We start from the raw sequence: 13,658 nt of genomic DNA, 5'->3' as shown, positions 1-13,658 counted from the left end.
CGTTTTTGTCCGGCACGGCGGCATGGGCTGGATGTGCCCCCTGGACCGCCGGGAATTGCGGCACGCCCTGGAAACCATGTGCGCCACGGTGGCCGCCGCCGGGCGGCCGGTGGAGTCCGTTGACCTCTACCTGCTGGACGATGCGGGCATGGCCGCGGCCAATGCGCGGCATCTCGGCTGCCATGGCCCGACCAATGTCCTTTCCTTTCCCGGGGCTGCCGGCATGGCGGGCAGTCTTCTGCTTTCTCTGGATACGCTGGCGCGGGAGTGTCTGCTCTACGGACAGGACCCCTGCGAACATCTGTTGCGGCTGCTCGCACATGGCATGGGGCATCTTGCCGGGCTGGATCACGGGCCGGAGATGGATGCGCTCTGCGCCGCCTGCCGGGACGCGGCGGAAGCGGGGAATGCCCGGTGAACGGGAACGGCGCGCATCCCTGTGCCGTGGCGGTGAGCGGACCCGGCGCCGGACCGGAGATCTTTCCTTTTGCCGAGGTGCCCTCGTGCCTGGATGCGGCTTTTGAGCTGGCACGCGCCGGGCGCCTCCGCATTTGGGACAGCGCCCTTGCCGCGAGCCAGACCGCGGGACGCGGCCAGTTGCGGCGCCAGTGGCATTCGCCGCCGGGCAATATTTATGCCGCTCTGCGTCTGCCGGTCACGCCGCCGTTTGACGGCTCCTCCGCAGCGCCGGCGGTGGGCCTTCTCGCGGCGGAGGCCCTGGGGGCGCTCGGGTGGCATGTCCGCATCAAATGGCCCAATGACCTCGTGCTCCACATGGCCGGGGTGCCCCGCAAGGTGGCGGGCATCCTGCTGGAGGAGCGGGGCGGCGTCCTTTTGGCGGGCATTGGCGTCAATGTGGCGTCGCGGCCGCCGGATGCCGCCCTGCGGCCGGATGCGGCGCTGGGCGCCGCCTGTCTTGCCGAGAGCGGCAACGGGCCGGACCCGGTGGCGGCCGAGGTCTGGGCGTGCCTTGTAAGGCGTATGGTTTCGGCATATACTGGCGCGCGCGTTTTCGCAGGCTCATGGCGCGGGCGCGCGGAGTCGCTCCTTCTCTGGCGGGGGGAGACGGTGGAGGTCGTGGACGGCCACATGGCGGTGAAAGGACGGTTGGCCGGACTCTGGCCGTCGGGCGCCCTGCGCCTTGAAACGGAAAGCGGCATTCTGGAATGCACGGGTGGCAGCCTGAGACCCGTGTGATGCATGGGGCGCGCCGCCGGCGCCCGCGCATGGCGGGCGGCACGCAAGGAGACAGAGGAAAGGGATGGGCAGAAAAACATTCGCCGACGTTCAGGAATTTCTCAAGGGCAAGGTCATTCTCGTGGCAAACCGGGGCATACCTGCCCGGCGTATTTGCCGCTCCATCCGCGAACGCTTCGATGCCGTCGCCGCCATGACCGCCACGGATGTGGACAAGACCGCCCCCGCTGCCGCGACGGCCCAGGAACTCATCCTGCTGGGCAACGAGCCGCGTGCCTATCTGGATATCGACGCCATCATCGACAAGGCCAAGCGCCGCGGCGTGGTGGGCATCCATCCGGGCTGGGGCTTCGCCTCCGAGGACACGCGCTTTCCCCGGCGCTGCAAGGAGGCGGACATCACCTTCATCGGCGCCACGGCCGAAGCCATGAACCTGCTGGGCAACAAGGTGCAGGCGCGCGCGGTGGCGCGCAGGCTGGGCATTCCCGTGGTGCCCGGCTCAGACGGCGCGGTGGACATGGCGACCGCGCGCACGCTTATCAAGGAGATCGGCCTGCCCATCATGCTCAAGGCCGAAGGCGGCGGCGGGGGACGCGGCATTTTCGCCATCCACAACGAGGCGGAACTGGACGACGCCTTTTTCAAGGCATCCTCCATGGCTCAGGCTTCCTTCGGCAATCCGCGCCTTTTTGTGGAAAAGTTCCTGGCCGATGTGCGCCATATCGAGATCCAGGTCATCGCCGACATGTACGGCAATGTGTTTGCCTTTGACGAACGCGACTGCACGGTGCAGCGCAACCACCAGAAGCTCATCGAGATCACGCCGTCGCCCTGGAAGGGGGTGACGCCTGAACTGCGTGAGCGCCTCAAGGACTATGCCCGCCGGCTGGTGCGCGACGTGGGCTACCATTCGCTGGCTACGGTGGAATTTCTCATTACCCCGGACGGCGAGCCGTATCTCATTGAAGTGAACACGCGCCTTCAGGTGGAGCACGGCATCACGGAATGCCGCTACGGCATCGACCTTGTGGAGGAGCAGATCGCCGTGGCCTTCGGGGCCGAACTGCGCTATCGGGAGGAGGATCTGCGGCCCTCGTACTGCGCCATGCAGGTGCGTATCAACTGCGAGAACCCGCAGGAGAACTTCGCGCCCAATTCCGGGCTGATTTCCCGCTATGTCTCCCCCGGCGGCCCTGGCGTGCGCCTGGATTCCAACATCAGCGCCGGGTACGAGTTTCCGGCCAACTATGATTCGGCAGGCTCGCTGCTCATCGCCTATGCCCATGACTGGGAAAAGACCCTGGGCATCATGGACCGCGCCCTCAGCGAGTATGTCATCGGCGGCATCAAGACCACCATTCCCTTCTTCCGCAAAGTCATCAAGCAGCCGGAGTTCCGCCGCGGCGAGATCAACACCAACTTCATCGCCGACCATCCCGAGCTGATGTTCTACACGGACATCGCTCCCGAAGGCGAACGCCTGGCGCGCCTGGTGGCCGAGATTTCGGCCAAGGGCTACAATCCGTATGTCCAGCTCGGGGAATACCGTTCCATCACCACCCCGGCGCTGGGTCCCTTCGCGCCGGTACTGCCGCCCATCAGCCCTTCTGTCCGGCGCAGGCCGTCGCCCTATCCGCACGGGGACAGGCTGGCAACGCTCGATTATATCCGCGATGCCGGCTACGTCCATTTCACGGACACGACGCCGCGTGATTTCACGCAGTCCAATTCCGGCAACCGGTTCCGCCTTGCGGAAGACAGGCTCATCGGCCCCTATCTCGACAATGTGGGCTATTTTTCCATTGAGAATGGCGGCGGCGCGCATTTTCATGTCGCCATGCTCGCCAACATGACGTATCCCTTCACGGAAGCGCGGGAATGGAACCGCTTCGCGCCCAAGACCTTCAAGCAGCTGCTGGTGCGGTCCACCAATGTGCTGGGCTATACGCCCCAGCCGCGCAATCTCATGCGCGCCACCGGCGAGATGATCTGTGACTGCTATCAGGTGGTGCGCTGTTTCGATTTTCTCAATCATGTGGAAAATATGCGCCCTCTGGCCGAAGTGGTGCTCTCCCGCAAGGATGTCATTTTTGAGCCGGCCATTTCCCTTTCCTGGAGCAAGGGGTTCGACATTCCGCACTATCTGGAGGTGGCCCGCGGCATGATCGCCATGGCGGCGGACATCCTCGGGGTCGATCCCCGGGTGGCGGAACGCCATATCATCCTGGGCCTGAAGGACATGGCCGGGGTGTGCCCCCCCAGGTTCATGGAGGAGCTTGTGAGCGCCCTTCGCAGGGAATGGCCCGGGCTTGTCCTTCATTATCACCGCCATTATACGGACGGCCTTTTCGTGCCCGCCTGCGGGGCCGCGGCCAGGGCCGGGGCGCACATTCTGGATGTCGGCCTGGGCGCAGCCGTGCGGTCCTACGGCCAGGGCGATGTGCTCTCCATGATGGCGTATCTGGAAGACGAGCTGGGGTTGAAGTGTCATTTGAACAAGGACGCCATCCGCGACGCCAATTTCGTCTGCAAGCAGATCATGCCCTACTATGACCGCTATTGCACGCCGTACTTCCAGGGCATCGACCACGATGTCACGCTGCATGGCATGCCCGGCGGGGCCACTTCCTCCTCGCAGGAGGGGGCCATGAAGCAGGGCTACATCCATCTGCTGCCCTATATGCTCAAGTTTCTGGAAGGGAGCCGCCAGATCGTGCGCTACCATGACGTGACGCCCGGCTCGCAGATCACCTGGAACACGGCGTTTCTTGCCGTGACCGGGGCATGGAAGCGCGGCGGCGAGGAAGAGGTGCGCTACCTCCTGGAGGTGCTCGGAGAGGTGACGCGCACGCCGGAGGCCGAGCTTTCGCCCGAAATGCGTCAGGCGCGTCTTACCATCTATCAGGACTGCAACGATGCCTTCCGCAATCTGTTGTTGGGGAAATTCGGCAAGCTCCCGCTGGGCTTCCCCGCCGACTGGGTGTATGAAAGCGCTTTCGGCGCGGACTGGAAAAACGCCATCGAAGCCAGGACGGAAGCCTCGCCCCTGGAGTCGCTGCCGGACACGAACCTTGCCGCCGAGGAACGCGCCTGCGCCGATATCCTCAAGCGGCCGCCCAATGCGGAAGAGTTCATCCTCTACCTGAATCATCCGGCGGATGCGCTCAAGACCATCCAGTTCCGCGCCAGATTCGGCGACCCCAACAATCTGCCGCTGGATGTCTGGTTCGAGGGCATGAAGGTGGGGCAGGACCTCAACTTCACGGATACGAGCGGCAAGCCGCATCATCTGCTGCTGTTGAGCATTTCCCGTCCCAATGACGCGGGCATGGCTATCTGCCGCTATGTGCTCGATTCGGAATTCCTGAGCTGCGAGGTGCAGGTCAGCCAGCCCACCGCCCAGAAAAACCGGGGCCTGCCCATGGCCGACCCCGCGGACCCGTATCAGGTGCCCTCCCCGAGCAATGGCGACCTGTGGGTCATGTATGTCCATCCGGGCGATATCGTGAAGGCGGGCGAGGAGCTTTTCAACGTTTCCATCATGAAGCAGGAGAAGGCGGTGCTCGCCCCGGTGGACGGCATCGTCAGGCGCGTGCTCAAGACGGCGGACTTCAAGGAGAGCAAGCAAATGGTCTCGGTGCACGAGGGCGAACTCATCGTCGAGCTTGGGCCGGTGCCGCGGCTTTGCCCCAACGAGGCCTGCGCCCAGCCCATCCCCTCGGAGTCCATGCGCTTCTGTCCTTCCTGCGGCACCTGCCTGGTCAAGGAGTGAGCTTCGCCGGAACGCCCGCCCTGCGCATGGTGGGCGTTCCGGAAAAATCGGGGGAAATCTCCGGCCCTGTGCCGGGTTTTTGTGGACAGTTCCGCCATCCCCGTATATTCTTGGTTCCATCTCCAGCGCGTCTTTCCAACTCGGAGGAAGTCATGGCCAAGAGTCCTGCCAAAGCCACGCATCCCAAATCCAAGACCAATTCCGGCGAAGCGGTGCAAAAGAAACTCGTCCTGACTGGAGCCGACATCGTTGGTCTGGGACCGGACGCGGAACTCCTTGTTGGTGGCAAAAACTACAACACGGCACTCATCAGCCAGATCGAGGGCATCCAGGCGCCGCATTTCCGCGCCATCTCCTCCCTGGCGTTTCACCGTCTTCTGGACGAAACCAAGGTGAACGGCCGTGTCGTCCGTTCCGTCGTGGACAAGGAATACGGCCGCATCGACTGGATGGACCCTGAGATCAACGGAGACCCCGATTTTCTCCAGAAATTCGTGCGCCAGCTCGGCAAGCAGAGCCATGACGCCGCCAAGGCCTCCGGGGAGGAGGCGCACACCAAACTGCGGACCTTCATCAACAATATCGTGGAAGGTTTCGCCACCTCTCCCGAGGGCATCGACCAGCTCCGCAAGCGTTCGGTCCTGGTGCAGGCGGCCATCCTTTCCGTGGAACTGCCCCCCGAGGTCGATGAAGCCGTGCGCGGCGCCTACAAGGCGATCTGCGAGGAAAACGGCGACGACATGACGCCCGTTGCCGTGCGGTCGTCCGCCGCTGGTGAGGACTCGCGCAAAAAAGCGTTTGCCGGTCTTCAGGACACCTATCTGAACATGGTCGGCCCGGATCATGTGGCGGAAGCCTATCACTGGGACTGCGCCTCGGCCTATAATCTCCGCTCCATGACCTATCGCCGCGAAGCCATCCTCGACGCTCTCGCCAAGGCCGAGGAAACGGGCGACGATTCCATCGCCGATACGGCCAAGAAAGAATGGGCCATTGAAAATACGTCCCTTTCCGTCTGCATGATGCAGATGATCAACCCCGTCATTTCCGGCACGGCCTTTTCCGCGGATACGGCCACCGGCTGCCGGGGAACCGCCCGCAAGGATCTTGTGAGCATCGACGCCAGCTACGGTCTGGGTGAAGCCGTGGTGGGCGGCAAGGTGACGCCCGACAAGCTGTATGTCTTTCAGCGGGATGACGGCAGCGAGGTCGTCATCCGTCAGATGGGCTGCAAGGACATGAAGATCGTCTATGACGAGAAGGGCGGCACGCGCGAAGTGCCTGTGCCTGAACTGGAGGCCCTGCGCTGGGCGCTTTCGCTGAGCCAGGCCGAGAAGGTCGCCAGGGGCGTGCGCGCCGTCAGCCGCGCTTACGGCGGCATGATCATGGATACGGAGTTCTGCATCGACGCCAACGACAAACTCTGGTTTGTCCAGGCGCGTCCCGAGACCCGCTGGAACGAGGAGCTTGAGCTGCACCCCACCACCATCTTCATGCGCCGCATGGAGGTGGACCCCAAGGCGGCCGCCGCCGCGGAGATCCTCGTTGAGGGCAATGGCGCCTCGCGGGGCGCGGGGCAGGGTACGGTGCGCTTTTTGCGTTCCGCGCTGGAATTGAACAAGGTCGCCAAGGGCGATGTGCTGGCCGCCGAACGCACGGACCCGGATATGGTGCCGGGCATGCGCGTGGCCTCGGCCATCATGGCCGATGTGGGCGGTGACACGAGCCACGCGGCGATCACTTCGCGCGAGCTGGGCATCGCGGCGGTCATCGGCATCCAGCGGGTGGAGGTCCTCCGCGCTCTGGACGGCTCGGACGTTACGGTGGACGGCACGCGCGGCCGCGTCTATCGCGGGCTTTTGCCCCTGCATCAGGTGGGCGGCGAGATGGACATCGCCAGGCTGCCCCTTACCAAGACCAAGGTGGGATTGGTTTTGGCCGATGTGGGGCAGGCGCTCTTCCTCTCCCGCCTGCGCGACTATCCCCAGTTCGAGGTGGGCCTGCTGCGCGCGGAATTCATGCTCGGCAATATCGGCATCCATCCACAGGCGCTGGAAGCCTTTGACAACGGCGAACTGGAAGTGGTGGTGGAGGCCAAGCTCAAGGAGCTGGAAAACCGCCTCTCCAAACTCCTGCGCGAGCAAATGGGCGCCGGACTCATTGTCTTCAATTTCAATCTGCGGGAATATGTCGGTGAAATAACCGGGCTTTCCGCAGAACTCAATACCCTTGCCGATACGGACAAGAACCTGACTTCCGACGAGATCCTGCTGCAACACCGCAAGATGCGCGAGCTGGACCACAAGCTGGATCAGCATATGGAAATGGCTTCGCGCCGGCTCGAGGTGCTCAAGACCTCCGCCGACCTCGCGGATCATGTGCGCATCATCATGGGCTACGATGACGAGCTGGCCCTGCTCTCTTCCTCTGATCCCGAATCTCCCAAGCGCGCCGCCGAAATCGAGGCCAGCGTGGAGGCGCACATCCAGCGCGTCAAGGATCTGCCCGCGGTGGTCAAACTGCTGGAGAACATCCGCCGTCTGCGTGAGGAAGTGGGCCTGCGCTCCGGACTCAAGAAGGAAATGGACGATGTCCGCAATCTGCCGGACAAGATCCGCGCCATCATCAAGGCGCGCGGTTTCAGGACCGGCAAGGAGCATTATGTCCAGACCCTGGCGCAGAACCTTGCCCTCTTTGCCATGGCCTTCTACGGCAAGCCCATCACCTACCGCACCACGGACTTCAAGAGCAACGAATACCGCAACCTTCTGGGCGGCAACCTGTTCGAGCATCAGGAAGCCAACCCCATGCTCGGCTACCGGGGCGTCTCGCGCAATATCCATGACTGGGAGATCGAGGCGTTCAAGCTCGCGCGCGGCGTCTATGGCGGCAGCAATCTGCGTATGATGCTGCCCTTTGTCCGCACGCTGGAAGAAGCCCGTTCCATGCGCTGCTATCTGGATCAGGTGCACAAGCTCAGGAGCGGCCAGGACGGGTTGAAGATCATCCTCATGTCGGAGCTGCCCTCCAACGCCATCCTTGCCAAGCAGTTCATCAGCGAGTTCGACGGATTCTCCATCGGCTCCAATGACATGACCCAGATGGTCCTTGCCACGGACCGGGACAACGCGCGCCTGTCCCACATCTATGATGAAGAGGACCCGGCGGTGGTGTGGGCCATCCTCGTCAGCATCTTCACGGGGCAGAAGTACTGCAAGAAGGTTGGCTTCTGCGGCCAGGGCGTCTCCAACAGCGTCATCCTGCGCGGGCTGGTCGCCATTGCCGGCATCACGTCGGCATCGGTCGTGCCTGATACCTATTTCCAGACCGTCTTCGATATCAGCGCCGTGGAGGAAGAGAACATTCCGCCCTCCGGACTCGGACAATGGCTGACCCGCCAGCACCACAAGCGCCTTTCCGAGCTGATGGAAAGCTCCGGGTATGGGCACATTCTCAAGAAGTACACCGAGCCGCAGGATATCCAGGAATGGTATGAAGGCGAACTTCAGCGCCGCCACGAACAGTTGCGCGAGCATCTCGACACGCCCAAGGAAGACTTCTACAGGGCGGAATTGCAAAACTTCCGCGCCACCTTCCACAAGCCGGTCATCTATGCCACCTGGAACTGGGAGGACACGGTCCTTGACGCATTGCATCAGGCCGGTTTTGCGGACTTTGAGGAGCAGGGCAGGGCCATGCTCAAGGCGCGGGAGATCGAAGCCTGACGTTGCGTGATTGCCGCATCCCCAAAGAAAAACCCGCTCTTCGGAGCGGGTTTTTCTTTGGGGATGCGCCGTCGATGCGGCGTCGTGAAATCCGGGGACAGGCTGCAAAAATGGCGGTATTTGCTGCGGCATGTGGATCGGCGGCCTGTTCAGGGCATCCCGCCGCTCCAGATCCCATGGAGCACAGGGATACTGTTCGTCAACAGCCCATATCGGTACGTTCGCGCGGTTTGGTCCGTTGTCTCCCATACTTGTTGACACACCGTGGGAAATGAAATATGGCCTTTCGCATAGCCTAGTATCGTACCTGTCATCCAGTCATCCAACGGAAGCGGCCCGCTTTCAGGGAGAAAAAGCATGCCATCTGTTACGGATATCGACACGGAATCAGTACTCGCCACCTCGCGTCAGGACTTCGCAACTTCACGCAACGAAGTGTATTTCGTGGATGCTTCGGTGACCGGCGCTGAAGCGTTGATGATCGGTCTGGGCGAAGGTTCGCGCGTCTATGCTCTGGAAAACACCAGCGATGTTTTTGCGCAGATCGATGCCGTGCTGGCCGCAACGGATGGCGCGGTGGATGCGCTCCACATCTACGCGCACGGTCGGGAAGGCGCGCTCCAGCTGGGCGGCCGCTGGGTCGATGCGGCCACGCTGGCCGACAGCGCGGAGATCCTTGCCCGCATCGGCGCGGCGCTGGCCCAGGGGGCGGACATCCTGCTCTATGGCTGCAACACGGGCGCAGGCTCACTGGGCGCCAACTTTGTCAGGACTCTGGCCGAACTCACCGGCGCGGATGTGGCGGCTTCGGATGACGTGACCGGCGCCAGGGGCGACTGGGATCTGGAATCTTCCGCCGGCGCGGTGGAAACCGCGCCCAAGATCCCCGGCGGCTGGGATGGCACCCTTGACGATACACACCAGCGCTGGGGCATCCTGGAGGGGACCGATAGCGCCGAGGCCCTGACGGGCTTTGTCAGCAATGACATCCTCATCAGCAATGGCGGCGAGGACACGCTCATCGGCGGCCGGGGCGATGACGCCTACTATGTGGGCGCTGACGCCAATGAGGTGACGATCGTCGAAAACACCGGCGAAGGTGTGGACACCGTTTTTTCGCAGGCTACGGAATTTGATCTCGGGGCTAAGAATGCCAGCCAGTCCATCGAATATGTGGTGCTTCAGGCCCAGCAGGGCATGGTCGCCCAGAACGCCAAAGGCAATGATCAGGCCAATATCCTTGTGGGCAACGAGCTTGCCAACATGCTCACCGGCGGGAAGGGCAACGACCAGCTCTATGGTTACGGCGGCAACGACTACCTCGACGGCGGCAACGGCAATCTGGATGACACGGCAAAGGCCGGGACGGATTATGCCAACGGCGAGGCCGATATCCTGGTGGGCGGCCTCGGCGACGACCAGTACATCGTCCGCAATGCCGGGGATGTGGTCGTGGAATATGCCGGTCAGGGCACGGACCATGTCTATTCCTTCGTTGACCACGCCCTTGCCGCCAATGTGGAGAATCTGACCCTGCTGGAAAACGGCAACGGCAAAAACGCCTGGGGCAACAACCTCAACAACGTCATCACCGGCAACGACAAGGGCAACACCATCGACGGCGGCGCCGGCGCGGATACCATGATCGGCGGCTTCGGCGCGGACAAATTTGTGGTGGATAACGCCGGTGACGTGGTATATGGCGAGCCGGGCCGTGAAAAGCCCGCCGGCGTGGAGATCGGCCTGAACACCATGGAGTCGTGGATCACGGTCGACCTCCAGAATGCCCGGCAGGCCAACGGCGAGCGGCGCTACCAGGGCATCGACGAAGTGCGGCTCCTGGGCAACGGGCGCCTCAATGTTACCGCCTATGCGGAAAGTTCGGGCATGACCCTCGTGGGCAATGCGGGCGCCAACATCATCACCGGCAGCAACGGCAGGTGGGAAAACGGCGTCCACTCCGGCGGCAATGACTGTATTGCCGGCGGCGCCGGGCATGACACCATCTATGCCGGAGAGGGCAACGACACCATCGTCGCCGACGGCGGCAACGACCAGATATGGACCGGCACGGGCCGCGACGTCATCAGGATCACAAGCGGCGCCATCGGCGCCAATATCCAGGTCAGGGATTTCGATGCCACGCAGGACTGCGTGAACGAGAGTGACCCGTCCATCAGGGGCTGGACGCGGACCGTCGCGCAAAGCCGGGCCAATACCATCGTCACATGGACAAATCCTTACAATACCCGCCAGAGGATCACCCTCACCCTGCTCAATACGCAGGCATGGCAGGTGCGCTTCGGCCAGAGCGAACAGACGGCCGGGAACTTCGATGCTCTGGCGAAAGACGCCGACACTCCCTGGGACATCACGGCCTCCGGCAGCAACACCACCATTCGCGGTGGCAACAACAACGACCTCATCACCAATACGGGCAGCAACAACCGGCTGGACGGCGGCACGGGCAACGACACCATCAGCGCCAAAGGCGGCGATACGGTGCTGGGCGGTGCCGACAATGACATCATCACCGTCACCGATCTTGGCGGCGCCACCGCGACCTCCGTGGACGGCGGCGCGGACCATGACTGGATCCAATCAACGGCGTGAAAAATGGCGGCGCGACCATTGCCGGTGGCGATGGCTCGGATACCGTGGCCTTTGGCGGCGACGCCGTGGGCCTGACCTTCGGGACGGACGGCACGCTGACAAAGATCGTCTCCGGCGCCGAAACCGTCAGCGTGACATCCTCGGGCGTCGAGTATTTTGTGGGAACTTCCGGAGCCGACAGCGTGGACGCCAGCGCCGTGGGCGCCGGAGTTGTTGCGCCCGTGTTCGTCAGCAATGGCGGCAATGATAGCTATACCGGCGGTGCCGGTATCGACGGGGTCCATCTGGCGCCGCTTGCGGCCACCTCCGCCCTTGCGCTGGACGGCGGCGGTGACAGCGCCGAAGGCATGGACGTGCTGGTGTTCGACAAGTCCCAGGCGGTCAATATCGACCTCGGGCTGGACGGGGACAACCGCGTGGCTGTGGACCGGAACACCTTCGCCGTCAACGGCCAGAAGGTGTCGGGCACGAGCATCAAGGGCTTTGAGACCTATATCCTCGGCGACAACAATGACACCATCACCGCCACGGGGGATGCTCTTGACGCCATCACCGGGCATGCCGGCTTCTATGTGGCGGCCGGCGGCGGCAATGACGTCATCAGCGTGGGCGATGTCAATGTGCACCATGACATCCATCTGGATGGCGGCGCGGGCAATGATTTCATCGGGGTGGGCAAGCTCGGCGGCAGCGGGTCTGTCTCACTTGAGGGCGGGGACGGCTGGGACACGCTCAGGGTCGCCACCGGCGAAGGGCTGTACTGGAAACTGGACGGCACGGGCAAGGTGAGCCAGCTCAGCTATTTGCAGGACACGCAGAACGGGCAGGGCACGCCCGCGGCCTCCATGGCGCCCACCACCATCACCGGCTTCGAGGCATTGGACGGCTCCGGCAACAGCGCCAACGTCTTCGATGCCGGAGACTATACCCTCACGTCCGGGCGCAGCATCGTCCTTTCCGGCGGCGAAGGTCACGACCATTTCAGCCTGGGCGCGGTGCAGACCGGTGGCGCCGCCTACCTGTACGGTGGCGGCGGCGATGACCGCTTTACCCTGGGGCAGGTGGGCAGGAATGCCGTGGTCCATGTGGACGGCGGCGCCGGGCAGGACCGCCTGAGCTTTGAGAACACGGACCAGCCGGTCCGCATGTCCCTCAACAATCTTGGCAATCTCGCCGGGGCCGTGACCGTTGCCGGGCAGAAAACCATGGTGACCACCGCCGGCATCAACCAGTTCTACGGCGGCAACGGCAGCGACTTCATCGACGCCCGGGGTGTGAGGACGCCCCAGAACGGCACCATCCGCCTTTCCGGCGGCCGCGATTCCGACCGGGGCAATGACACCCTCTATGCCGGCAACACCGGGTCTTTTGAACTGCACGCGGGCAATGGCAGGGACAGCCTTGTGGGCGGTACCGGCAATGACTTTTTCGTTCTGGGCGATGATGAGCGGGACGACAATGACGGCTTTGATACCGTCGTCACCGGCCGTGGCGCGGATACCGTCTGGGTCGGCGCCCATGCCAACGGCGCGCACCTGTACATCACCGATTTCCAGGTGGGCGTGGACCAGGTGCAGGACAGCCATCTGTTCAGGGACGGCTGGGTGCGGAGCGCGCCTGTCTTCATGGCCGGCTATGCGGGCCGGGCCATCGAATACAGCAAGAAGATGGAAGACGGCACGACCAGGAGCTTCTACCTGCATTTCAACAACATCACCTCAGTTGCCCTGTCCAATTCCCTGACCGCCCAGTTTCCGGGCTGCGCGCAGATCCCGTCAGACAGCCATTCTCTGGATATGTCCGGAATGGCAGGCGCCGTTCTGGTGACCGGCACAGCCGCCTCTGAAACGGTGGTGGCCTCTCTGGGCGGCAGCACCATCGTGGGCGGCGGCGGCAATGACGTGCTCCAGGGCAATGTGGGCAACGACTCCCTTGAAGTGGCAGGCGGCAACCAGTCCGTCCTTGTCAGCGGCGCCGGCGGTAACGACGTCATCCGGGTGAGCGGCGCCATCACCGGCGGCAAATATGAACTCATCGGCGATGTGCCCAACGGGCCTCAGGACCCGGCCTACGGCGTCGCTGGCAGCGACACCATCACCACGGATGATGTCAGCGGCGGTGAACTCTACGTCATAACGGGCAAGAGCGCCCATCTGGACGTGGTGGGCATCGGCAATGTGAGCGGCAGCGGCACCAAGCTGACCGTCGAATCCTACGGCGGCCCGGACAGCGTGACCCTCGGCCGCATCGACGGCGGAACGATCACGGTCGATACGGGCAAGTCCAATCCCGAGCTGACCGTCACCAGCAACGACACGATCGGCATCGGCGATGTCAGCGGCGGCACGGTG

Annotated in this window: 5 protein-coding genes and 1 pseudogene; all 6 read left to right on the top strand. The window is 63.3% G+C overall.

The features are described from left to right. Positions 1-76: 76 nt before the first annotated feature. Positions 77-418 carry an rRNA maturation RNase YbeY gene (gene ybeY, locus QZ294_RS07830; protein ID WP_297048697.1) on the top strand — a complete coding sequence of 114 codons (342 nt, stop codon included), beginning with the start codon at positions 77-79 and terminating at the stop codon, positions 416-418. Next, positions 415-1,197 (top strand): biotin--[acetyl-CoA-carboxylase] ligase, encoded by a 783-nt coding sequence (locus tag QZ294_RS07825; protein ID WP_297048646.1) that lies wholly within the window; start codon positions 415-417, stop codon positions 1,195-1,197. The genes ybeY and QZ294_RS07825 overlap by 4 nt, the downstream gene beginning before the upstream one ends. Before the next feature lie 64 nt (positions 1,198-1,261). After that, entirely contained in the window at positions 1,262-4,969 is a 3,708-nt protein-coding gene (locus QZ294_RS07820) for a pyruvate carboxylase (RefSeq protein ID WP_297048645.1), read from the top strand. 152 nt (positions 4,970-5,121) lie between these two features. Then, complete coding sequence (locus tag QZ294_RS07815) at positions 5,122-8,694, top strand: PEP/pyruvate-binding domain-containing protein (protein WP_297048644.1); 3,573 nt, start codon at positions 5,122-5,124, stop codon at positions 8,692-8,694. Between the two features lie 357 nt (positions 8,695-9,051). Further along, positions 9,052-11,307 (top strand): DUF4347 domain-containing protein, encoded by a 2,256-nt coding sequence (locus QZ294_RS07810; RefSeq protein WP_297048642.1) that lies wholly within the window; start codon positions 9,052-9,054, stop codon positions 11,305-11,307. Continuing rightward, a pseudogene (locus QZ294_RS07805) lies at positions 11,304-13,658 on the top strand (hypothetical protein); the annotation flags it as partial. The gene QZ294_RS07810 and the pseudogene QZ294_RS07805, both read left to right, overlap by 4 nt.

Origin of the sequence: uncultured Desulfovibrio sp. (assembly GCF_910584445.1) — a bacterium.
Lineage (GTDB): Bacteria > Desulfobacterota > Desulfovibrionia > Desulfovibrionales > Desulfovibrionaceae > Desulfovibrio.
The sequence above is the reverse complement of the archived record's forward strand: the minus strand, read 5'-3'. Positions and strand labels throughout refer to the sequence as shown.

Excerpts from the sequence above, each read along its gene's own strand:
- QZ294_RS07815 (WP_297048644.1), top strand. The coding sequence starts at position 5,122 with ATGGCCAAGAGTCCTGCCAAAGCCACGCATCCCAAATCCAAGACCAAT.
- ybeY (WP_297048697.1), top strand. The coding sequence starts at position 77 with ATGTGCGCCACGGTGGCCGCCGCCGGGCGGCCGGTGGAGTCCGTTGAC.
- QZ294_RS07810 (WP_297048642.1), top strand. The coding sequence starts at position 9,052 with ATGCCATCTGTTACGGATATCGACACGGAATCAGTACTCGCCACCTCG.
- QZ294_RS07820 (WP_297048645.1), top strand. The coding sequence starts at position 1,262 with ATGGGCAGAAAAACATTCGCCGACGTTCAGGAATTTCTCAAGGGCAAG.